Raw genomic sequence first — 21,850 nt, 5'->3', positions numbered from 1 at the left:
CTGCCCGCCATGGCAAGGCTCGCTTCGGCGGGCCTTTTTCGTTTGTCGCGCTAGAATATGCGATTCGCCTGAATGTTCTTGCGCGCCGCCGCCGGCGCGACCCGCACCATGACTCAACGCGCCATCGTCCTGCTGTCCGGCGGACTCGACTCCGCCACCGTACTTGCCATGGCCCGCGCCCAGGGCTTCGAGACCTATGCGCTGTCGATGCGCTACGGCCAGCGCCATTCCTCGGAACTGGAAGCCGCCACGCGCGTGGCCGCGGCGCTGGGCGCCGCGCGCCACGAGATCGTCGACCTCGACCTGCGCCGCTTCGGCGGCTCGGCGCTGACCGACGACGCGCTCGCGGTGCCGACCGATGGCGCCAGCGGCGGCATTCCCGTCACCTACGTGCCGGCGCGCAACACCATCATGCTGTCGCTGGCGCTCGGCTGGGCCGAGGCGGTCGGCGGTCGCGACCTGTTCTTCGGCGCCAACGCGGTCGACTATTCCGGCTACCCGGACTGCCGCCCCGAATACGTGGCCGCCTACGAGACCCTGGCCAACCTGGCCACCAAGGCCGGCGTCGAGGGCGACCGCTTCCGCGTCCATGCCCCCATCATCGACATGACCAAGGGCGAGATCATCCGCGCCGGCATCGCGCTGGGCGTCGACTACAGCCTGACGGTGTCGTGCTACCAGGCCGACGACGACGGCCGCGCCTGCGGCGTGTGCGATTCCTGCCGCATCCGCCGCGCCGGCTTCGAGGCCGCCGGCGTGCCCGACCCGACCCGCTACCAGGCCGCCGCCTGATCCTGAGCCTGAGTCCGCCGTTCCCGCCCCATGCCTGAAATCGATCTTGCCGCGCTCTCGCGCTCGGTGCTGCTGAGCACCTTCGTCCTGACCTTCCTGTTTGGCGCGCTGCTGCAGCGCACGCACTTCTGCACCATGGGGGCGGTCTCGGACATCGTCAACATGGGTGACTGGAGCCGCATGCGCATGTGGGCGCTGGCGATCGGGGTGGCCATGATCGGCACCGGCGTGCTGGCCTGGCACGGCGCGATCGACCCGACCAAGACCATCTATGCCGCCAGCAAGCTGGCCTGGCTGTCGGCGCTGGCCGGCGGGCTGATGTTCGGCTTCGGCATGGTGCTGGCGTCCGGCTGCGGCAGCAAGACCCTGGTGCGGATCGGCGCGGGCAACCTGAAGTCGCTGGTGGTGTTCGTGTTCCTGGGGTTGTCGGCCTACATGACACTGCGCGGCCTGTTCGGCGTGGTGCGAGTCAATACCGTCGATGCGGTGGCGCTGGCGCTGCCGACCACGCAGGACCTGCCGTCGGTGCTGGCGCAGGGCACCGGCGCGGCGCGCGGCGTGCTCCAACTGGGGCTGGGCCTGGCGCTGGGCGGCGTGCTGGCGGCGTGGGCGCTGGCGGGGCGCGGCTTCCGCACCTTCGACAACCTGCTCGGCGGCCTCGGCGTGGGCCTGATCATCGTGGCGATGTGGTACGTGTCGGGCCACCTCGGCTACGTTGCCGAAGACCCCAATACGCTGGAAGAACTGTTCGTCTCGACCAACAGCGGCCGCATGGAAAGCCTGAGCTTCGTCGCGCCGTATGCCTACACGCTCGACTGGCTGATGCTGTTCAGCGACAAGAGCAAGGTGCTGACCATCGGCATCGTCAGCGTGTTCGGCGTGATCGCCGGCGCGGCCGCGTATGCGCTGGCCACCCGCACCTTCCGCTGGGAAGGCTTCGGCAATGCCGAGGACGTGGCCAACCACATTGTCGGCGGCATCCTGATGGGCGCGGGCGGGGTGACGGCGCTGGGCTGCACGGTGGGGCAGGGGCTGTCGGGCGTGTCGACGCTGGCGCTGGGCTCGTTCATTGCGCTGGCCGGCATCCTGGCCGGCGCGGTGCTGGCGTTCCGCTACCAGATGTGGCGCCTGGAACGCATGGTGTAAGACGCTGGCGCACCATGGCCTTGACACATCGAGAATCGCATCACTATAATCGCGGTTCTGTTTTTTCGGGTCGTTAGCTCAGTCGGTAGAGCAGCGGACTTTTAATCCGTTGGTCGCGTGTTCGAGTCACGCACGACCCACCAGTATTGCGAAGGGCCTGTGGCGCACGTCACAGGCCCTTTTTGCATCTGGCATGCCCCGATGGTAGGGGATGCTTTAACTAGTTCGAGGTAGAGACGCGGGCCCGGCGCGCGCCGCACAATGGGCTAACCGCGGCGCGTGGACCGCGGACCCATGGAACGGCCGCGAGACACGGCCCCCCGAACAAGACCTATGCGGCAAGCAGGCGTTTCCTTGCCGGCCAGCGGGCATGTGCTGCGCATCATCTGGCCGTTCGTACCGGTGGTGGTGGCGCTGGCGTTGTTCAGCATCGCCAGCCTGGACCTGCTGTCGGCCGCGCGCGCCTTCGTCGCCGGCGAGAGCCAGTGGTCCAAGGGCCAGAAGAACGCCGTGCTGCACCTGCTGCGCTACGGCGAGGACCGCGATCCGGCGGATTTCGACGCCTACCTGGCGTCCATCGCGATCCCGTTCGGCGACCACCGCGCCCGCCTGGAACTGGACCGCGCCGAGCCCGACCTGGAGCGCGTGCGCGAGGGCCTGCTGGCCGGCGGCAACCACCCCGAAGACATCCCGCGGATGGTGCGCCTGTACCGGAACTTCCGCCATATCCATGAGGTCGACGCGGCCATCCGCGTGTGGGCACAGGGCGATCTCGAGATCTTTGCGTTGCATGAGCAGGCGCTGGCGCTGCGGCGCCTGGCCGGTCAGCCCGGGTGCGACGACGCCTGCGTGGCGCCTGTGCTGCGCAACATCGCGCAGATCGACGCCCGGCTGACGCCGCTGGAACGTGCCTTCTCGGGACACCTGGGCCACGCCTCGCGCCGGGTCATGCGGCTGCTCACCAGCGGCAGCGCGGTGATGGCGGCGGCGCTGCTGATGTCGGCGATCCTGCTGTCGTTGGGGCCGCTGCGGCGTGAGCGCCGGCTGCGCGAGGCCCTGGCGCAAAGTGAAGAGCAGCTGCAGCTGGCGGTCGAGGGCAGCAACGATGGCCTGTGGGACTGGCATCCTGGCCGCGGCGAACTGTATTTCTCGGCGCGCTGCGCACAGATGTTGGGCTACCGCGCCGACGAGCTGCCGAATGCGCGCGAAACCGTGCTGGGGCTTCTGCATCCGTCCGAGCTGGCGGCGTTCGAAGCCAGGCTGGCATACCACCTGCGCAGCGGCGAGCCCTATGACGCCGAATTCCGCCTGCGCAACCGCGCCGGGGACTACCTGTGGGTGCGGGCACGCGGCCGGCTGGTGCGCGGTGCCGGGCGCCGGCGCGCGCGCATGGCGGGCTCGCTCACCGATATCTCCGAGCACAAGCGCTACGAGACCCAGCTGTTTGCCGAAAAGGAGCGCGCCCAGGTCACGCTGCAGGCCATCGGCGATGCGGTGGTGACCGCCGATGTATGGGGCCGCGTGCAGTCGCTCAATCCCGCCGCCGAAGCGCTGACCGGATGGCGCGAAGCCGGGGCGCGCGGGCTGCCGCTGAGCCAGGTCTGCGTGCTGCGCGACGAGGACAGCCAGGCGCCGCTGCCTGATATCGTGATGCTGGCCTTGCAGCAGCGCTGGCACACCCGCTCGGCTCAGCTGGTGCAGCGCGATGGTGCCGGGCAGCCCGGACCGGCGCTGGTGGTCAAGCCGTCGGTGGCGTTGATCCGCGACCGCGCCGCGCAGGCCATCGGCGTGGTGGTGGTGCTGCACGACATCAGCCAGGAACGCGCGCATGCCGCGCGCCTCGCATACGAGGCCAGCCACGACGCGCTGACCGGCCTGGTCAACCGCGCCGAATTCGAGCGCCGGCTGGCCGCGGCGATCGAGCGTGCGCGCACGCAGGGCATCCCGCACACGTTGATGTACCTGGACCTGGATCAGTTCAAGGTGGTCAACGACACCTGCGGCCATGCCGCCGGCGACGAGCTGATCCGGCAGATGGCCGAGATCATGCGCGGCCATCTGCGCCGCAGCGACATGCTGGCGCGGCTGGGCGGCGACGAGTTTGGCGTGCTGCTCGAGCATTGCGGCGCCGCCGACGGCGAGCGCGTGGCCGAGGGCTTGCGCCACGCCATTGCGAGCTTCCGCTTTGCGCACCGGCAGCGCACCTTCGCGGTCGGCGCCAGCATCGGCCTGGTCACGCTGGACCGGCACACCGGCAGCGTGGCCGAGGCGCTGAGCGCGGCCGACGCGGCGTGCTACGTGGCCAAGGAAGGCGGGCGCAACCGCGTGCAGGTCTACCATCCGCTGGACAGCGTGGTGCAGGCGCGCCATGGCGAGATGGAGTGGGTCAGCCGCGTGCACGCGGCGCTGGCGGCCGGCCGCTTCTGCCTGTTCTCGCAGGAGATCGTGCCGGTGCAGCCGGGCACGCCGTCGGCGCGGGGGCGCCATGTGGAGCTGTTGCTGCGCATGGTCGACGAGCGCGGCCGCGTGGTGCCGCCGATGGCCTTCGTGCCGGCCTGCGAGCGCTACAACCTGATGCCGATGATCGACCGCTGGGTGGTCGAGACCGCGTTTGCCACGCTGGTGGGACGCCAGGCCGAGACCGCCATCTGCGCGATCAACCTGTCAGGCTCGTCGCTGGCCGACCTCCAGTTCCCGGATTTCGTGCGCGAACAGGCGCAGCGCTTCGGCATCGCGCTGGACGGCATCTGCTTCGAGATCACCGAAACGGCGGCGATTGCCAACCTGGCCCAGGCCGGGGCGTTCATCATGCAGTTGCAGCAGCTCGGCTGCCAGTTCGCGCTGGACGACTTCGGCGCCGGCATGTCCTCGTTCACCTACCTGAAGCACCTGCCGGCGGCCTACCTGAAGATCGACGGCAGTTTCGTGCGCGATATGCTGGTCGATCCGGTCAACCTGGTGATGGTGGAGGTGATCCAGCGCATCGGCCACGCCATGGGCAAGCAGACCATTGCCGAATTCGTCGAGAACGAGGCGATGCTCGAGCGCCTGCGCGAGCTGGGCGTGGACCTGGCGCAGGGCTACCACATTGCGCCGCCGGTGCCGTTCGCCCCGGAGGCCGGGGCGCGGCCGGCGCTGGCGCTGGCCGGCTGAGTCGTCCAGATTGTCAGGGGATCAGCGGATCGCGGAAGCCGGTGTCGGCGGCGGGCGGAGTGCCCGCCGGGGCCGGGGTCGGCACGCTGGCCGGCGGTACCGCCTGGCCCTTGGCCTCGCGCCAGGTGTTGTAGGCCCAGTAGGCCGCGCCGGCGACCAGGCCGAGCTTGGACAGCTTCCAGCTCCAGCGCAGCACCGGCACGCGCTTGACCAGCGGCAGCGCCAGCGTCACCGCGGTGCTCAGGAGCGGGTAGTCCTTGGTCAGGCCGACCACCTTCATCCACGAGCCCGGCCGCGCGATCCGCGGCAGCCAGGCGCTGACGGTGCCCAGGCGGTGCACGCCGCCGCGCACCGCGCGCAGGGCCTGCAGGCAATCGTGGCGTTCGAGGGCGGCGCGGGTCAGCAGCAGTTCCTTGCGCACCGCCAGCGGCAGGCGCACCTCTTGCGTGAACCGGGGCGCGCGCGGGTATTCGCCGCGTTCGCGTGCGGACGTGGCGTCGTCAGGGTCGAGTGTGCTCATCGGCGCAGGATCTCCCGGTCTTTGTCGATTTCGGCGAGGGTGGCTTCCAGCATCGGCGGCGCGTTGCGCAGCACGCTGCGGGCGTACGCCAGGCAGACGGCGCACAGCACCAGGTAGAGCACCGTCAGGGCGCCCAGCGCCTGCCAGCGGTAGGTGTCCCAGAACAGGATCGCGATGAGGGCGGTCAGCGTGACCAGGCCCAGCCCGAAGAACGCCAGCCCGAACAAGGCCAGCAGGGCGACCTTCAGCAAGCGCGTGCGCTCCTCGGCCAGCTCCACGCTGGCAAGCTCCAGGCGCGTCTGCACCATCGCCACGAGCGAGCCGGCCAGGTTGCGCACGGCGTCGAGGAACTTGGGGGAAGGGGTGGCTTCGCTCATGCGGCTCCGGCGTGAAAGAGCGGTGCGCCGGCATGGCCGTACGCACCTATCCAGCTGGCAAGGCCGGATGCGGCGCCAGGTCGTGTCGGCAACGAACGGTTGGCCATGAGAGGTCAACCGCGACAGCGTTACCGGCACACCGGGCGCCCCGGCCATTGGCAACCCGCCGGGCGGGTTGCCACGATGGCGCGGCCTTGGCGAGCCGCGCCGGATTTGCAGCGCTTACTTGCGGTTGAGCAGCAGACCGATCAGCAGGCCCACGCCGGCGGCGACACCCACCGCGCGCCACGGGTGGTCGTGCACGTAGTCGTCGGTGGCACGCGCGGCGGCCTTGCTCTTGGTTACGACGGCATCTTGCAGGTCCTGGGCCTTCTCCTTGGCTTGCTTGAGCAGGCCCATGCCACGCTCGCGCAGTTCGGCGGCCTTTTCCCCGGTGGTCGAGGCGGCTTGCTTCAGCAGTTCCTCGGCGTCGGACAGAACGGTCTTCACATCGCTCATCAGTTTCTCCTGTTTGCGGGCGGTTGGTTCGGTTTGTGCGGATTCTGACATTTTCTTCGCTCCGAGGCTAACGGCATTTGTCGGTCTGATACTAAGCATATGTGGCGACACGTCGCCGTTTCAAGGCAACGCGCCCGGAACAGGGTCGGTTGCGGGTTCGCTGCGGGTTCGCTGCGGGTCGACGCCCAAGTATTGCCAGCATGCACGAAAGCGGGCGTGATGGATGTCAGAGAATGCCTATATGACTACGAGTGATTTTGTAGTGACTTTATATTCGTTTGGGTTGGATATCAATCCAGTTACCCTGGTTCCACCGTGAAATCAGGAGAACCGAGCATGGCATTGCGACTTGGCGCTATCGCCGCGGACCTGGGACAGGATTCCAGCGCAGGCCGCATCCGCTTGCATGCGTGGCCCGGCGACGGCCGGGGCCTGCGGTTCTCGCCGCCCGACAAATGAACACGGCCCCGCCAGGGCGGGGCCGTGTGCAAGGCAGGTGTTGTATCGACGGGGGCAGCCTCGTCGTCTCCTTGGTAGTGTGCTTGGCCCGGCTTCATCGCCGGGCTTTTTTCATGCTCCGATCAGAAGAAGGCTTGCAGGCCGGTCTGGGCGCGGCCCAGGATCAGCGCGTGGATGTCATGGGTGCCTTCGTAGGTGTTGACCACCTCGAGGTTCACCACGTGGCGGATCACGCCGAATTCGTCCGAGATGCCGTTGCCGCCCAGCATGTCGCGCGCCACGCGGGCGATGTCGAGCGACTTGCCGCACGAGTTGCGCTTCATGATCGAGGTGATCTCCACCGCGGCGGTGCCTTCGTCCTTCATGCGGCCCAGACGCAGGCAGCCCTGCAGGCCCAGCGTGATCTCGGTCTGCATGTCGGCCAGCTTCTTCTGCACCAGCTGGGTCTGGGCCAGCGGGCGGCCGAACTGCTTGCGGTCCAGCGTGTACTGGCGCGCGGTGTGCCAGCAGAATTCGGCGGCGCCCAGCGCGCCCCAGGCGATGCCGTAGCGGGCCGAGTTCAGGCAGGTGAACGGACCCTTCAGGCCCTTCACGCCCGGCATGATGTTCTCTTCCGGTACGAACACCTGGTCCAGCACGATCTCGCCGGTGATCGAGGTGCGCAGGCCGACCTTGCCATGGATCGCCGGGGCGCTCAGGCCCTTCCAGCCCTTTTCCAGGATGAAGCCGCGGATGTCTTCCTTGCCGTCTTCGCCCTGCAGCTTGGCCCAGACCACGAACACGTCGGCGATCGGCGAGTTGGTGATCCACATCTTGGCGCCGGTCAGCTCGTAGCCGCCGTCAACCTTCTTCGCGCGGGTCACCATCGAGCCCGGGTCGGAACCGTGGTTCGGCTCGGTCAGGCCGAAGCAGCCGATCCACTCGCCGGTGGCGAGCTTGGGCAGGTACTTCTGCTTCTGCGCCTCGGTGCCGAATTCGTAGATCGGGACCATCACCAGCGACGACTGCACGCTCATCATCGAGCGGTAGCCAGAATCGACGCGCTCCACTTCACGCGCGATTAGGCCGTAGCTGACGTAGTTGAGGCCCGGGCCGCCATATTGCTCGGGGATGGTCGGGCCGAGCAGGCCGAGTTCACCCATCTCGCGGAAGATCTCGACGTCGGTCTTCTCGTTGCGGAACGATTGCAGCACGCGCGGCATCAGCTTGTCCTGGCAGTACGCCGCGGAGGCGTCACGCACGGCGCGTTCGTCGGCGCTCAGTTGCTGGTCGAGCAGCAGGGGGTCGGCCCAGTGGAATTCGGCGTTGGCAGCCATGCAGGTCTCCTTCGGTAGCACAGGGAAGCGGCGGGCGGTTGGCTGGCGTGCCGTGGTCCGCGCCGGCGGATTCCGTCATTCGTAATGGGTTTGGTGATCGGTCGATGATCGTGCGGAGGATTTTTTCGGGATCCTGATAGTTCCGCATTGCGGAACTGTGTTCCGTTGAATTAGTATATCGCAACGGTCTTGCCACGCAACCGGCAAAACCCTGACCCACCCAGCCTTTGTGCGATGAACGGACAAGCGCCGACTGGAGCCGCGAACCTTGGCCAACCCCAACCCCGATCTGTCACTTCCCCAGGAAGCTGCCGCGGCACCCGTGCGCGACAGCGACCCTAACTTCGTCACCGCGCTGGCGCGCGGGCTTGAACTGCTGCGCTGCTTCCGTACCGGCGAGGCCATGCTGGGCAACCAGGAGTTCGTGCGCCGCACCGGATTTCCCAAGGCCACGGTGAGCCGGCTGGCCGGCACGCTGGTGCAGCTTGGCTACCTGCGCTATGACGAGGGCCTGGGCAAATACGCGCTCGATGCCGGGGTGCTGGCGCTGGGCTATGCCTACCTGTCGGCGTCGGATGTGGTGGCGCTGGCGCGCCCGCACATGCTGGCGTTCGCGCAGTCGTACGGGGTCTCGGTGTCGCTCGGCAAGCGCGAGCGCATGGAGGTGATCTACCTGGAATCGATCCGCAACGACGCCGGCGTGATGCTAGGGCTGGGCGTCGGCTCGCGGCTGTCGCTGGTCTCGAGCTCGATGGGGCGGGCCTACCTGGCCGCGTTGCCGGCGGCGCGCCGCGAGCGCGTGATGGCCGAGTTCAGCCAGGCCTTCCCGGAGCAATGGAAGCAGCAGGAGGCCGCCACCCGCGCCGCGCTGGCCGAGGCGCAGCAGCGTGGCTATGCGGCGTCGTTCCGCGACTGGCATCCGGCCATCCATGCCTGCGCGGTGGCGTTCCGGCCGGTGGGGGAGAAAGAGCTGCACATGCTGAGCTGCAGTGCTTCGTATGGGGCAGTGGACGAGGCGGTGTTCCACCAGACCCTGGCGCCGGCGCTGCAGACGCTGGCGGCAAGGTTGTCCGAGCCGGCGGGCTGAGGCCGCCCGCCGGCCGTATCGCGGTCCGCGCGCGCAGGAACGGCGCGGTTCAAAGGTCGGTGCGCAGCTTCCACAGTTCCGGAAACAGCACCACGTCCAGCATCTTGCGCAGATAGCTGACACCTTCGGTGCCGCCAGTGCCGCGCTTGAAACCGATCACTCGCTCGACCGTGGTCACATGGCGGAAGCGCCATTGCCGGAACGCGTCTTCCAGGTCGACGAACTTCTCGCCCAGCTCATACAGTTCCCAGTGCGCGCCGGGGTTGCGGTAGACCTCCAGCCACGCTGCCTCGACCGAGGCGTTGTACGTGGTCGGCTGGCTCCAGTCGCGCTCGACCCAAGCGGCGTCGATGGCAAAGCCGCGCCGCGCCATCAGCCGGATCGCCTCGTCGTACAGCGACGGGGTCTTCAGCGCGGCCTCGACCAGCGCCAGGTGCTCGGGCCGGTGCGCATGCGGCCTGAGCATGGCGGCATTCTTGTTGCCCAGGATGAACTCGATCTCGCGGTACTGGTACGACTGGAAGCCCGACGACATGCCCAGGTAGGGCCGCATCGCCGAGTATTCCGGCGGCGTCATGGTGGCCAGCACGTTCCACGCCTGCACCAGCTGGTCCATGATGCGCGACACGCGCGTCAGCATCTTGAACGCCGGCGGCAGGCTGTCGCCCTTGACCGATTCGCGCGCGGCGCGCAGCTCGTGCAGCATCAGCTTCATCCACAGCTCGGTGGTCTGGTGCTGCACGATAAACAGCATCTCGTTGTGGTCCGGCGACAGCGGATGCTGCGCGCTCAGGATCTGGTCAAGGCCGAGGTAGTCGCCATAGCTCATGTCCTTGGCGAAATCCATCTGCGCGCCGTGCCAGCCGTCGCCCTGCGGCGTGGCTGCCGGCGCCGCGCCGGAGAAGGGGCATCCCTTGAATTCGCTCATGATGCGCTCCCGGTCAGGTCACCTGGCCGCGAGTCTGGAAGCGCGCGTCGCGATACGCGCCGCTGTCCAGCACGTCGCGCAGGATTTCCACAGCATCCCACACCTCGGCAAAGCTGGTGTAGAGCGGCGTGAAGCCGAAGCGGGCGATGCGCGGCTCGCGGTAGTCGCCGATCACGCCACGCTCGATCAGGGCCTGCACCAGCGCGTAGCCCTGCGGATGCTCCAGGCTGACCTGGCTGCCCCTGCGCGCGTGTTCGCGCGGCGTCACCAGCGTCAGCGGGTGGTCACCGCAGCGGGCTTCCACCAGCGCGATGAACAGGTCGGTCAGCTGCAGCGACTTGGCGCGCAGCGCCTGCATGTCGGTCTGCGCGAACACGTCCAGTCCGCACTCGACCATGGCCAGCGACGTGACCGGCTGCGTGCCGCACAGGAAGCGGCGCACGCCCTCGACCGGCCGGTACTGCGGATCCATCGCAAACGGGGCGGCATGGCCCCACCAGCCCGACAGCGGTTGCCAGAAGGCGTCGCGCAGCGCCGGCGCCACCCAGACGAAGGCGGGCGAACCCGGGCCGCCGTTCAGGTACTTGTAGGTGCAGCCGATGGCGTAGTCGGCCCCGGCCGCCTTCAGGTCGACCGGCACGGCACCGGCCGAATGGCACAGGTCCCACACCGTCAGCGCGCCGCGGGCATGGGCCAGTTCGGTCAGCCCGGCCATGTCGAGCATCTCGCCAGTCTTGTAGTTGACGTGCGTCAGCATCAGCACCGCGGTATCGGCGCCGACGGCGGCGTCGATCTCCGCCGGCGAGTTCACCAGCCGCAGCGAGTAGCCCTGCTGCAGCAGGTCGGCCAGGCCCTGGGCGATATACAGGTCGGTGGGAAAGTTGCTGGCCTCGGAGACGATCACCTTGCGCGCCGGGTCGCGCGTCTGCTGCACGCGCAGCGCCGCGGCCAGCACCTTGAACAGGTTGATCGAGGTGGTGTCGGTGACCACCACTTCATCGTGGCCCGCGCCCACCAGCGGCGCCAGCTTGTTGCCCAGGCGCTGCGGCAGGTCGAACCAGCCGGCGGTGTTCCAGCTGCGGATCAGGCCGTCGCCCCATTCCTCGGCCACCACCTGCGCGGCGCGCGCGGCGGCGGCGCGCGGGCGGGCGCCGAGCGAGTTGCCGTCGAGGTAGATCACGCCGTGGGGCAGCGCGAACTGGTCGCGCAGCGGGCGCAGCGGGTCTTGCTGGTCGAGCCGGATACAGTGCTCGCGGTCAATGGTCGTCATGTCGTGCAGAAAAGCCAGGCGGGTTCGGAAAAAAGTTCAGTCGAGGCTGCGCAGCACCGCGCGCACCGGGCTGGCGTCCAGCGCGGCAAAGCGCAGCGGCAGCGCGATCAGTTCATAGTCGCCGGCATCGACCTGGTCCAGCACGATGCCTTCCAGGATCGCCAGGCCATGGCGGCGCACCGCGTTGTGCGCGTCCATGGTCTTCGACTCCTGCGGATCGAGCGAGGGCGTGTCGATGCCGACCAGCTGCACGCCGTGCGCGGCCAGCAGCGCGATGGTGTCGGGCGACACCGCGCAGAAGGCCGGATCCCACTGCGCCAGCGGCGCCTGCCGGTAGGTGCGCAGCAGCACCCGCGGCGGCAACTGGTCGAGCGCGTGCCCGACATGATGCGGCAGCACCAGCGGCGCCGCGCCGATGCAGTGGATCACGCGGCAGCGGCCCAGGTAGGGCGCCAGCGGCACCGCGCCGATCGGGGCGCCGTCGGCGGCATAGTGCAGCGGCGCGTCCGCATGCGCGCCGGTATGCGGCGACAGCGTGATGCGCCCGACATTGACCGGACACTGCGCGTCGATCTGCCAGGCCGGCTGCTGCTGGAACGGCGTATCGCCGGGCCACACCGGCGTGGCGGGAGACAGCGGCGGGCTGATGTCCCACAGCCGGCGCGGGTCGGGATTGGGGGCGGTCATGGGTGTGGGCGGCGCCGTCTGCGGGCGCCGTTTCTGTGTGCCTCGATGTCGGGAATCATAGTCAAAAACGGCGGCAAGAGGCTTGCTAAATGACCCGTCATCCTAGCTGTCTTTCGCATAGAATGCGAAAAATCGCCGATTACTCGAAGGAAATTCGAATGAACCTCGATCCCACCGATTTGCGCATCCTGACCTGTTTGCAGGAGAACGGCCGCATCAGCAACCAGGACCTGGCCGACCGCGTGGCGCTGTCGCCGTCGGCATGCCTGCGCCGGGTCCGGCTGCTGGAAGAGTCAGGGGTGATCGGCGGCTATCGCGCGTGGTTCGATGCCGAGCAGCTGGGGCTGGAGCTGGAGGCGATCGTGCAAGTGTCGATGCGCCATGACGTGGAGGGCTGGCACGACACCTTTATCGCCGCGGTGCAGTCGTGGCCGGAAGTGCTCTCGGCGTACATCATCACCGGCGACAGCAACTACATCCTGCGCGTGCAAGCGCGCAACCTGAAGCACTACTCCGACTTCATCGTGAACCGGCTGTACCGCACCCCGGGGGTGATGGATATCCGCTCGAATATCGTGCTGCAGCGGATCAAGGTGGACAGTTCGCCGCTGGCAATCCTGAAGGCGGCCGCGCAGGCCTAGCGCTGCGTATGCAGCGCGATCAGCTGCCGCAGGCTTTCCTTCAGCTGCGCGCCCTCGCGGGCGCCGAAGTCATCCAGCACCGCGCGCTCGTGCTGCGCGGCGCGCTCGAGCAGCGGCCGCACCAGCGCCAGGCCGCGCGGCGTGATCGAAACCAGCGCCTGGCGGCGGTCGGTCTTGCCGGCACGGCGCCGGACCAGGCCGTCGTGCGCCATGCGATCGACCAGCTTGGTCAGCGTGGGCTGCTTGGTCAGCGTGATTTCCGCGAGCGCGCCGACGGTGCAGTCGGGGCGGTCGGCCAGCGTGGCCAGCACGCGCCATTCCTGCACCGAAAGGCCGCTGGCCTCGACCTCGCGATGGAATTCGCCCGAGATCAGATGGCTGGCGCGGGCCAGCAGGTAGGCCAGGTAGCCGTCGACGAAGGGCTGGGGCGAGGGTGCTGCCGGCAGGTCCGCCATGATGGGGCAGGGGCGGTTCAGGGATCGAGCGGGGCGGTGGTGGTGAACTGGCCGCCCTGGAACACCAGCGGGCCGTCCTTGCCGTCGAGCACGCCGCAGCGCTCCACTTCGCCGACGAAGATGACGTGGTCGCCTTCGTCGTAGCGGCTGCGGTTGTGGCATTCGAACCAGGCCAGCGCATTCGACAGGATCGGCAGGCCGGTGGCCGAGAGCCGGTAGTCGACGCCGGCGAAGCGATCGCCCTTGAGCGTGGCGAAGCGCTGGCACAGGTCCAGCTGCGAGGCCGACAGCACGTTGATGATGTAGTGGGTGCCGTCGCGGAACATCGGCAGGCTGTTGGCGCGCGTGGCCATGCTCCACAGCACCAGCGGCGGCTCCAGCGACACCGAGTTGAAGGAGCTGGCGGTGATGCCGATGTACGGCGGCGCGCCCGCCGCAACCGACTCGTTGCTGGCGCGCGTGGTGATCACCGTGACCCCGGTCGCGAACTGCGACAGGGTGCGGCGGAAGTGCATCGCATCGAAGTCCGGCGCGGCGGCCACGCTGGCGATCCGTGGCTGGGCCTCAGGCATGCCCATGGGGGCTCCACTGGAGTTCATGAAATTTCATATATATTATTCGCGCCAGGGGCGGCGAGTTCAAGCCCGGCGCCGCAGGCGCCGGCCGGTGCACAAAAGCCTCGGCGGCCCGCCCTATAGAACAAGAAGCGAACAACAAGCCAGACAACAAGCAGCAGGAGACAAGCGCATGCTCATCGAGCAGATCGAACACCGCTGGCTGGCGGCGTTCCGCCGCACGCTGGAACTCTGTGCCCTGCGGCACGGTGATGTGGTGGGAATTGTAACGGAGTCCCAATCCCGCCCTGTCAACGTGGCCTTGGCCGAACTGGCCGCGCAGTCGCTCGGCGCCACCCCGGTGCGGATCCAGGTGCCGACCCCGGCGCTTGCGGCCCCGGCGCCGGTGCGCTCGACCGGGGCCAGCGATGCCCTGCAGCATCTGGCGCCAGTGCTGGCGGCGCTGTCGCGCTGCCAGCTGGTGCTTGACTGCACCGTCGAAGGCCTGCTGCACGCCCCTGAGCTGCCGCAGATCCTGAGCGGCGCCAATGGCGTGGTGCCGCGCATGCTGATGGTCAGCAACGAGCACCCCGAGATCCTGGAGCGCTGCCAGCCCGACCCGTCGCTGGAGGCCACCGTGCGCGCGGCGATGAAGCGCCTGCGCGGCGCGCGCGAGATGCGTGTGCATTCCGCTGCCGGCACCGAGCTGCGCATCGGCCTGGCCGAGGCGCGCGTGGGCGGCGTCTGGGGTTTCTGCAACAAGCCCGGCCAGGTCTCGCACTGGCCCGGCGGGCTGTGCCTGGCGTTCCCGGCCGGGCGCCAGGTCAACGGCACGCTGGTGCTGGCGCCGGGCGACGTCAACCTGACCTTCAAGACCTACCTGCGCGACACCGTGGTCTGCCATATCGAGGACGACTACATCGTCGCGGTCGAGGGCCAGGGCATCGACGCCGACATGATGCGCGGCTACTACCAGGCCTGGGCCGACCGCGAGGGCACGCGCGACGCCTATGCGGTCTCGCACGTGGGCTGGGGCCTGAACCGGATGGCGCGCTGGGACGCGATGACGTTCTATGACAAGCGCGATTGCAACGGCACCGAGCTGCGCGCGTTCGCCGGCAATTTCCTGTTTTCGACCGGCGCCAACGAGGTCGCCGGGCGGCATACGCTGGGCCACTTCGACCTGCCGCTGCGCAACTGCACGGTTGCGCTCGACGGCCGCAACGAGGTCGAGGCGGGCGCGCTGGTGGAGGTGGCCGCATGAGCGCCGCCGCGACCACGCAGCGCCACGCCAACGGCATCGCCGCCCTGGCCTGGGGCGACGGGCCGGTGGCGGTGCTGATGCTGCATGGCATCGGCGGCGGCAAGGCTGCCTGGCCGGCGCAGGGCGAGGCCCTGGCGCAGGCCGGTTACCGCGCCGTGGCGTGGGACATGCCCGGCTATGGCGACAGTGCCCTGATCGATCCTTACGACTTCGACCGACTGGCGCAGGCGCTGACGCCCGTGCTGCTGTTCGAACGCGACGCCGGCCGGCGCGTGGTGCTGCTGGGCCATAGCATGGGCGGCATGGTGGCGCAGCAGGCGTGCGCGGCCACGCCCGCGCTGGTTGACGGCATGGTGCTGTCCGGCACCTCGCCCGCCTTCGGCAAGGGCGATGGCCCGTGGCAACGCGAGTTCATCGCCGCGCGCACCGCGCCGCTGGATGCCGGCAAGACCATGGCGCAGATGGCCGCGGGACTGGTGCGCACCATGGTCGCGCCCGCTGCCGACGCCCGCGCCGTGGCCTTCGCCACCACGGTGATGGCGGCGGTGCCGGCACCGACCTATCGCGCCGCGCTGGGTGCGCTGGTGCGCTTCAACCAGCGCGATGCGCTGGCCCGCATCGCGGTGCCGGTGCTGGCGCTGGCCGGCCAGCACGATACCAACGCCGCGCCCGAGGTGATGCAGCGCATGGCGCAACGCATTGCCGGCGCCGAGTACCGCTGCCTGCCCGACGTGGGCCACCTGGCCTGCATGGAGCGCCCCGAGCAGTTCAACGACGCGGTGCTGGATTTCCTGCGCCGGCACTTTCCCGTGCACTGAGGTGCGCCGCTTGGCGGCAACGCCAACACCAGAACCCCGCCGCGCCGCCCTCCTTCCACCAAGCCGGCGCGAGCAGGACAACCAGGAGACGCGACATGCCATCCGGCCAGCTCGACTTCATTCCCGCCGTCGGTACGGCGGACTTCTCCCCGGCACAGGCGCAATGGCTGACGCTGGCCAACCGCCTGGGCCGCGAGCGCTTCGCGCCGCGCGCCGCCATCTGGGACCGCGAGGCCAGCTTTCCCTTCGCCAACTATGACGACCTGCGCGAGGCCGGCTTGCTGGCCTTGTGCGTGCCGCGGGCGTTTGGCGGCGCGGGCGCGGACTTTGCCACCTACTGCATGGTCGGCGCCGAGATCGGCCGCTTCTGCGGCGCCACCGCGCTCACCTACAACATGCACATCTGCTCGACCATGTGGACCGGTGTGCTGTCCGATGGCATCGACATGACGCCGGCACAGCGCGATGAACACCAGGCGCGCCGCGAGCTGCATTTCGCGCGGGTGGTGCGCGACGGCGCAGTCTACGCACAGCCGTTCTCCGAAGGCTCGGCCGCCGCCGCCGGCAAGGCGCCGTTCGGCACCAGCGCGCGCAAGGTCGAAGGCGGCTGGGTGCTGAACGGGCGCAAGATCTTCGCCTCGCTGTCGGGCGCGGCCGACTACTACGGCATCCTGTGCACCGAGGATCGCGGCAACCAGCATCCGGACATGCGCGACACGCTCTATATCGCCGTGCCCGGAAAGGCGGACGGGCTCACCGTGACCGGCGAGTGGGATCCGATGGGCATGCGCGGCACGGTGTCGCGCACGCTGCTGCTCAAGGACGTGTTCGTGCCCGACCCGGAGCAACTGATGCCGCGCGGGGTTTACTACCGCGCCGCGCAGACCTGGCCGGCGATGTTCTTCACGCTGTCGCCGACCTACCTCGGCGTGGCGCAGGCGGCGTACGACTTCACCGTGCAGTACCTGCGCGGCGAGGTGCCGGGCCAGCCGCCGGTCAAGCGCCGCATGTATCCGACCAAGCAGATCGCGGTGGCGCAGATGCGCATCCAGCTGGAGACCATGCGCTCGATCTTCTGGCGCGCGATCCACGAAGCCAGGCCCAATCCGTCGAAGGACGAGCGCCTGCGCCTGTACGCCGCGCACTACACGGTGATGGAAGGCGCCAACGATATCGCCCGGCTGGCGATCCGCACCTGCGGCGGCCAGTCGATGCTCAAGGACCTGCCGCTGGAACGGCTCTACCGCGATTCGCGCTGCGGTGCGCTGATGCTGCCCTGGACCGCCGAGCTGATCCTCGACCGCATGGGCCGCGAGGCCCTGTACGAATCCGGCGAGCGCGACGAATGAGCGCCCCCCGCGCCATCCGTGCCGGTGCCGTCGGCCTGGGCGCGCTGCCGGCCATGCTCCATGGCCACGCTGTGGCGGCGCCCGGCCGGCCAGCGTTGCACTACCTGGGCCGCACCTTCACCTACGGTAAGCTGTGGCGGCGCGTCGAGCGCGCCAGCGCCCATCTGGCCGCGACCTGGGGCGTGCGCGCCGGCGACCGCGTCGGCACGCTGTGCCTGAACCACGAACTGCAGCTGGTGCTGCTGTTCGCCTGCGCCCGCGTCGGAGCCATGTTTGCGCCGCTGAACTACCGGCTGGCGCCGGCCGAGTTGCGGGCGATCGCGGCCCACGCGCAACTGGCCGTGCTGTTCCATGACGCGGCCCATGAAGCGTTGGCGCGCGAGGCCGGCGCCGATTGCCGGCTGGCGCAGATCGACCGGCTGATCGCCATTCCGGCGCCGTCCGGCGTGATCCATGCCGCCGTGCCGGAGCATGCGCCGCTGCTGCTGGCCTATACCTCCGGCACCACCGGCAAGCCCAAGGGCGCGGTGCATACCCAGGCCGGCTTGCTGGCCAATGCGCGCGCCAGCTGGTGGGCGCACGGCATGAGCGCCGACGACCACGTGCTGTCGGTGCTGCCGCTGTTCCATGTCGGCGGGCTGTGCATCCAGACGCTGCCGGCGCTGCTGGCCGGCGCGCGGGTCACGCTGCATGACCGCTTTGCGCCGCAGGCGTGGCTGGACGCCGTGGCCGCGGCGCGGCCGAGCCTGTCGCTGATGGTGCCGGCGACGCTGCGCGCGGTGCTGGAGCATCCGCGCTGGCCCGATGCCGACCTGGCGGCGCTGCGCGGAGTGATGGCGGGATCGTCGACCATCCCGCGCTCGTATATCGAAGCGTTCCATGCCCGCGGCGTGCCGCTGGGGCAGATCTATGGCGCCACCGAGACCGGGCCGGTGTCGGTGGCGCTGAAGCTGGAACAGGCCATGGCGCGCCCCGGCTATGCCGGCTGGCCGCAGCCCGAGGCCGAGGTGCGCCTGGCCGGCCCCGACGGCGCCGAGGTGGCGCCGGGCGCGGTCGGCGAACTGTGGGTGCGCGGCGCCAATGTCATGGCGGGCTACTGGAACCAGCCCGACAGCGGGCTGCCGGGCGGCTGGTTCCGTTCCGGCGATCTCGCGCACCGCGATGCCGAGGGCTGCATCGAGGTGGTGGGCCGCAGCAAGGACATGATCATCTCCGGCGGCGAGAACATCTATCCCGCCGAGATCGAGAACGTGCTGGTCGGCCTGCCTGGCGTGCAGGAATGCGCGGTGGTCGGCGTGGCCGATGCGCGCTGGGGCGAAGTGCCGGTGGCGGTGATCGTGCCGGCGCCGGGCGCGCCGCGCGGCGCGCTGGCGGCCGAACCGCTGCGCGAGCTGCTGGCCGCGCGCATCGCCCGCTTCAAGCTGCCGCGCGAGGTGGTGCTGATGGACGACCTGCCGCGCAGCGCCCTGGGCAAGGTGCTCAAGCCGCAATTGCGCGCGCTGCTGGAGGCGCGGCGCGAGCCCGGCTGAATCCCCTGCAAGCGCGCCGATCTGCGCTTATGCTTGAGGCCTGGCAAGAAAGACGACTACGCAAGGGAGCGGCGCAAATGGAACATGGATTGGAAACCGCCACGCTGGGCGGCGGATGCTTCTGGTGCCTGGAAGCGGTCTACCAGCAGGTCGAAGGCGTGGTCGCGGTCGAGTCCGGCTACACCGGCGGGCATGTCGACCACCCGACCTACCAGCAGGTCTGCGCAGGCGATACCGGCCACGTCGAGGTGGTGCGGGTCAGCTTCGATCCTTCGGTGATCAGCTACCGCGAGATTCTCGAGATCTTCTTCGCCATCCATGACCCGACCACGCCGGACCGGCAGGGCAACGACGTCGGGCCGCAATACCGCTCGGCCATCTTCACGCATTCGGAGGCGCAGCGTGCGACCGCCGAATACGTGATGCGCGAGCTGGCCGCCGCCAAGGCCTTCGATGCGCCGATCGTGACGCAGGTAGAGCCGGAGCAGCCGTACTGGCGCGCCGAGGCCAGCCATCAGAACTACTACCAGGATCATCCCAGCCAGGGCTACTGCGCGTTCGTGATCTCGCCCAAGCTGGCCAAGTTCCGCAAGCAGTTCGGCGCGAAGCTGCGCAAATAAGGGCGCGCCGGCGCGGCGGCGGGCTCAGTGCTCAAGCCGTGCCGCGATGGCCTCGGCCAGCCGCACGCAGCTCAGCGGCGCGCAGCCTTCGGCGTTGTTGCTGACGATGACGATGGCGGGCTGCCCGGCGCGCAGCGTGCGCGCCACCACCTCGGCAATCGCGTCGCGGGTGTCGGGATCGTCGTCGACGATGCGGTCGAACGGCGCATAGCGCTTTTCCGCGTAGGCGTAGGGTCGGCCCGCATGCAGCATCCAGCGCAGTACCAGCGGGCCCGCCGCGGCCTCGTCCATCAGCGCCTGCGCCGCGGCCTGGCGCGGCACCGGCGGCAGCCGGTCGCGCGCCGACAGGCAGAAGCGCACGCCGTGGCGGCGCAGCAGCCGGATATAGCGCGGCGTCAGCAGGGCCGGGTCGCGCAGCTCGACGGCATAGGCGGCGTGCGGCGTCAGCGCCGGATCCAGCGCCGGCAGTGCGCCGAGGAAGGCATCGAGCCGCTCCAGGAAAACCGCGCTGTCGGCCAGCGGCCCCATCGGCGACAGCTGGAACAGCAGCGGCCCGCACTTGTGTCCCAGTCCGCTGGTGGCTGGCACGATGAAGTCGCGCGCCGCGATCTCCGCATCCAGGAAGGCGGCGTTGGCCAGCCGGCCGGCGCCGTCCGGGCCGCGCAGCCAGGCGTCGCAGACGCTGGCCGGCGCCTTGACCAGGAAGCGGAAGCCTTCCGGCACCTGCGCGGCGTAGGACAGGTAGTCGGCCAGCGGGATCGGCCAGTAGAAGCCGCGGTCGATGCCGGCGGCGCGCAGCAGAGGGTGGCGCGAATAGGCGGCCAGGCCCTTGCGCGACAGCAGGCTGTCGCCGTACTCGCCGGCGTAGACCAGCCCGTTCCAGCCGGGATAGGCCCACGACGAGGTGCCGAAATACAGCTGCGGCGGCAGCCGTGCGGCCAGCGCCTGCAGTGCCGGCGTGGCCGGAAACGGCTGCACGCTCTTGCCGCGCGCCGGTTTGCCTGGGGAGTCGGGTCGGGCGGCCACGCCGGCTGGCGCCGCGGGCGGCCCGGCAGGGGCTGCGGGGGCGGGCAGGGGCAGCCCGCCAAAGAGATCTTCAGTCAATCGCTTCGGTTGCCTTCAGTCGTTGCCGCCGATGGGCTGGTCGTAGATATAGCGGCGCGACCACGGCAGCGAGTCGGCCTGGAGCCCGGACTTGTGGCACACCACCTGGTAGATCGACATCTTCTCGGTCTCGAAGGCGTGCGCGCAGCCGGCCAGGTACACGCGCCAGATGCGGTATTTTTTCTCGCCCACCATGCTGCGGATGGTATCGCCGCGGGCCTCGAAGTTGTCGGCCCAGTGGTGCAGCGTGCGCGCATAGTGCCGGCGCAGCAGCTCGACGTCGAAGGCCTCCAGGCCGCCTTGCTGCAGCGTGCGCAGCACCAGCCCGATATGCGGCAGTTCGCCCTGCGGGAACACGTAGCGGTCCATGAACTCGGCCCCGTCCATCGGCGTCGCGCCGTTGTCCGGGTCGGGCGAGGTGATACCGTGGTTCATGGCAAAGCCGTCGTCGGCCAGCAGTTCGCGGATCCGGCTGAAGTAGCCGGGCAGGTTGTCCTTGCCCACATGCTCGAACATGCCGACGCTGGTGATGCGGTCGAAGGTGCCGGCGGTGTCGCGGTAGTCCTGCAGCCGGATCTCGACGCGGTCGGACAGGCCCGCCGCCCGTACGCGCTCGGTGGCCAGGTCGAACTGGTTCTGCGACAGCGTGATGCCCACGCAGCGCGCGCCGAACTTCTGCGCCGCGCGCAGCACCAGCGCGCCCCAGCCGCAGCCGATGTCGAGCAGCGTCTGGCCTGGCTGCAGCCGGATCTTGGTCAGGATATGGTCGATCTTCTTGATCTGCGCGGTGGCCAGGTCTTCATCGCCGTGCTCGAAGTAGGCGCAGGAATAGACCATATTGGGATCGAGCCAGAGCTGGTAGAAGTCGTTGGAGACGTCGTAGTGGTACTGGATCGACTCCTTGTCTTCCTGCTTGGTATGCGAGAAGTGCTGTGCCACCTTGTACAGCGCCCCGCCGGCGCGCCGCGTGGCCGCGGCCGAGAAGCCGTAGCCCACCTTGATGATGTCCGCCAGCCGGCCGTCGAAATCGATCTTGCCCTGGACGTACGCCTCGCCCAGGTTGTCCAGGCTGGGGGTCAGCAGCAGCGGCAGGGCCGCGGCTTCGCGCACGGTCAGCGTCACCACTGGCTTGTCGAATTGCCCGAGCGGGTATTCGGCGCCATTCCACAGCCGCAGGCTGACCGGGAGATTCGCGTTCTCGCGCAGGTCGGCGATCCAGTTGTCGAGTTGCTTTTCCAGGGTTTGCTTGAAAAACATGCGCTTTACCTCCCGATGGTTGCGGC

Annotated in this window: 21 protein-coding genes and 1 tRNA gene; 11 read left to right on the top strand and 11 right to left on the bottom strand. The window is 69.1% G+C overall.

What is annotated here, in order from left to right; translation table 11 throughout:
* The first annotated feature begins 108 nt into the window (after positions 1-108).
* The 4 genes from queC (at position 109) to CBM2586_RS12095 (ending at position 5,091) form a co-directional block, all read left to right on the top strand.
* Complete coding sequence (gene queC, locus CBM2586_RS12110; RefSeq protein ID WP_115663695.1) at positions 109-792, top strand: 7-cyano-7-deazaguanine synthase QueC; 684 nt, start codon at positions 109-111, stop codon at positions 790-792.
* A 30-nt stretch (positions 793-822) separates the two neighbouring features.
* Positions 823-1,938, top strand: coding sequence for a YeeE/YedE family protein (locus tag CBM2586_RS12105; protein WP_115661460.1), 1,116 nt, complete (start codon positions 823-825; stop codon positions 1,936-1,938).
* A gap of 67 nt (positions 1,939-2,005) precedes the next feature.
* Positions 2,006-2,081: transfer RNA gene (locus CBM2586_RS12100), tRNA-Lys, on the top strand.
* 151 nt (positions 2,082-2,232) lie between these two features.
* A complete protein-coding gene (locus CBM2586_RS12095) occupies positions 2,233-5,091 on the top strand; it encodes an EAL domain-containing protein (RefSeq protein WP_115687731.1) in 2,859 nt (952 codons plus the stop codon).
* A 13-nt stretch (positions 5,092-5,104) separates the two neighbouring features.
* Here the strand turns inward: CBM2586_RS12095 and CBM2586_RS12090 are convergent, their stop codons facing one another.
* The 4 genes from CBM2586_RS12090 to CBM2586_RS12075 all read right to left on the bottom strand — a co-directional run bounded on the left by CBM2586_RS12090 (position 5,105) and on the right by CBM2586_RS12075 (position 8,261).
* Positions 5,105-5,611, bottom strand: coding sequence for a DUF3318 domain-containing protein (locus CBM2586_RS12090; protein WP_115661464.1), 507 nt, complete (start codon positions 5,609-5,611; stop codon positions 5,105-5,107).
* Positions 5,608-5,988: a phage holin family protein gene (locus tag CBM2586_RS12085; RefSeq protein WP_092306926.1), complete on the bottom strand. Its 381-nt coding sequence runs from the start codon at positions 5,986-5,988 to the stop codon at positions 5,608-5,610. Before CBM2586_RS12085 ends, CBM2586_RS12090 begins: the two co-directional genes overlap by 4 nt.
* Positions 5,989-6,210: 222 nt before the next feature.
* Positions 6,211-6,537, bottom strand: a complete 327-nt coding sequence (locus CBM2586_RS12080; RefSeq protein WP_010813729.1) for a DUF883 family protein — start codon at positions 6,535-6,537, stop codon at positions 6,211-6,213.
* A gap of 530 nt (positions 6,538-7,067) precedes the next feature.
* Entirely contained in the window at positions 7,068-8,261 is a 1,194-nt protein-coding gene (locus tag CBM2586_RS12075) for an acyl-CoA dehydrogenase (RefSeq protein WP_062801383.1), read from the bottom strand.
* 268 nt (positions 8,262-8,529) lie between these two features.
* Between CBM2586_RS12075 and CBM2586_RS12070 the strand changes: the two genes are divergently transcribed.
* The gene (locus tag CBM2586_RS12070; protein ID WP_172587072.1) at positions 8,530-9,348 is read left to right on the top strand and encodes an IclR family transcriptional regulator; all 819 of its coding nucleotides are present in this window, start codon (positions 8,530-8,532) and stop codon (positions 9,346-9,348) included.
* Between the two features lie 49 nt (positions 9,349-9,397).
* On the opposite strand, the gene kynA is transcribed toward CBM2586_RS12070, so the two are convergent.
* The 3 genes from kynA to kynB are packed head-to-tail and all read right to left on the bottom strand — an operon-like array spanning position 9,398 to position 12,233.
* Positions 9,398-10,276 carry a tryptophan 2,3-dioxygenase gene (gene kynA, locus CBM2586_RS12065; protein ID WP_115687729.1) on the bottom strand — a complete coding sequence of 293 codons (879 nt, stop codon included), beginning with the start codon at positions 10,274-10,276 and terminating at the stop codon, positions 9,398-9,400.
* Positions 10,277-10,289: 13 nt separating this feature from the next.
* Positions 10,290-11,546 (bottom strand): kynureninase, encoded by a 1,257-nt coding sequence (gene kynU / locus CBM2586_RS12060; RefSeq protein ID WP_115661466.1) that lies wholly within the window; start codon positions 11,544-11,546, stop codon positions 10,290-10,292.
* 36 nt (positions 11,547-11,582) lie between these two features.
* Positions 11,583-12,233 (bottom strand): arylformamidase, encoded by a 651-nt coding sequence (gene kynB, locus CBM2586_RS12055; protein ID WP_115687727.1) that lies wholly within the window; start codon positions 12,231-12,233, stop codon positions 11,583-11,585.
* Positions 12,234-12,391: 158 nt separating this feature from the next.
* Here kynB and CBM2586_RS12050 point away from each other — a divergent pair, with 158 nt between their 5' ends.
* A complete protein-coding gene (locus CBM2586_RS12050; RefSeq protein ID WP_115687725.1) occupies positions 12,392-12,874 on the top strand; it encodes an Lrp/AsnC family transcriptional regulator in 483 nt (160 codons plus the stop codon).
* Here the strand turns inward: CBM2586_RS12050 and CBM2586_RS12045 are convergent.
* Together CBM2586_RS12045 and CBM2586_RS12040 are read right to left on the bottom strand one after the other, a co-directional pair.
* On the bottom strand, positions 12,871-13,329 hold the full coding sequence (locus CBM2586_RS12045; protein WP_115661469.1) for a MarR family winged helix-turn-helix transcriptional regulator: 459 nt from the start codon (positions 13,327-13,329) through the stop codon (positions 12,871-12,873). The genes CBM2586_RS12050 and CBM2586_RS12045 overlap by 4 nt on opposite strands.
* A gap of 17 nt (positions 13,330-13,346) precedes the next feature.
* Entirely contained in the window at positions 13,347-13,907 is a 561-nt protein-coding gene (locus CBM2586_RS12040; RefSeq protein ID WP_115661470.1) for a flavin reductase family protein, read from the bottom strand.
* A 169-nt stretch (positions 13,908-14,076) separates the two neighbouring features.
* Here CBM2586_RS12040 and CBM2586_RS12035 point away from each other — a divergent pair, with 169 nt between their 5' ends.
* The 5 genes from CBM2586_RS12035 (at position 14,077) to msrA (ending at position 19,463) form a co-directional block, all read left to right on the top strand.
* The gene (locus tag CBM2586_RS12035) at positions 14,077-15,147 is read left to right on the top strand and encodes a peptidase M29 (RefSeq protein WP_115687723.1); all 1,071 of its coding nucleotides are present in this window, start codon (positions 14,077-14,079) and stop codon (positions 15,145-15,147) included.
* The gene (locus CBM2586_RS12030) at positions 15,144-15,965 is read left to right on the top strand and encodes an alpha/beta fold hydrolase (RefSeq protein ID WP_115661472.1); all 822 of its coding nucleotides are present in this window, start codon (positions 15,144-15,146) and stop codon (positions 15,963-15,965) included. Before CBM2586_RS12035 ends, CBM2586_RS12030 begins: the two co-directional genes overlap by 4 nt.
* 95 nt (positions 15,966-16,060) lie before the next feature.
* Positions 16,061-17,314, top strand: coding sequence for an acyl-CoA dehydrogenase family protein (locus tag CBM2586_RS12025; RefSeq protein WP_115687721.1), 1,254 nt, complete (start codon positions 16,061-16,063; stop codon positions 17,312-17,314).
* Entirely contained in the window at positions 17,311-18,843 is a 1,533-nt protein-coding gene (locus CBM2586_RS12020; protein ID WP_115687719.1) for a class I adenylate-forming enzyme family protein, read from the top strand. The genes CBM2586_RS12025 and CBM2586_RS12020 overlap by 4 nt, the downstream gene beginning before the upstream one ends.
* Before the next feature lie 77 nt (positions 18,844-18,920).
* Positions 18,921-19,463, top strand: coding sequence for a peptide-methionine (S)-S-oxide reductase MsrA (msrA, locus tag CBM2586_RS12015; protein ID WP_115687717.1), 543 nt, complete (start codon positions 18,921-18,923; stop codon positions 19,461-19,463).
* Between the two features lie 24 nt (positions 19,464-19,487).
* Here the strand turns inward: msrA and CBM2586_RS12010 are convergent, their stop codons facing one another.
* A complete protein-coding gene (locus tag CBM2586_RS12010) occupies positions 19,488-20,567 on the bottom strand; it encodes a DUF72 domain-containing protein (RefSeq protein WP_115687715.1) in 1,080 nt (359 codons plus the stop codon).
* 15 nt (positions 20,568-20,582) lie between these two features.
* Positions 20,583-21,824 (bottom strand): SAM-dependent methyltransferase, encoded by a 1,242-nt coding sequence (locus CBM2586_RS12005; protein ID WP_115687713.1) that lies wholly within the window; start codon positions 21,822-21,824, stop codon positions 20,583-20,585.
* Between the last annotated feature and the right edge of the window lie 26 nt (positions 21,825-21,850).

Source organism: Cupriavidus taiwanensis (assembly GCF_900250115.1).
In the GTDB taxonomy this organism is placed as follows: domain Bacteria; phylum Pseudomonadota; class Gammaproteobacteria; order Burkholderiales; family Burkholderiaceae; genus Cupriavidus; species Cupriavidus taiwanensis_B.
Note: the sequence above shows the minus strand (reverse complement) of the source record. Positions and strands in the feature narration are given on the sequence as shown.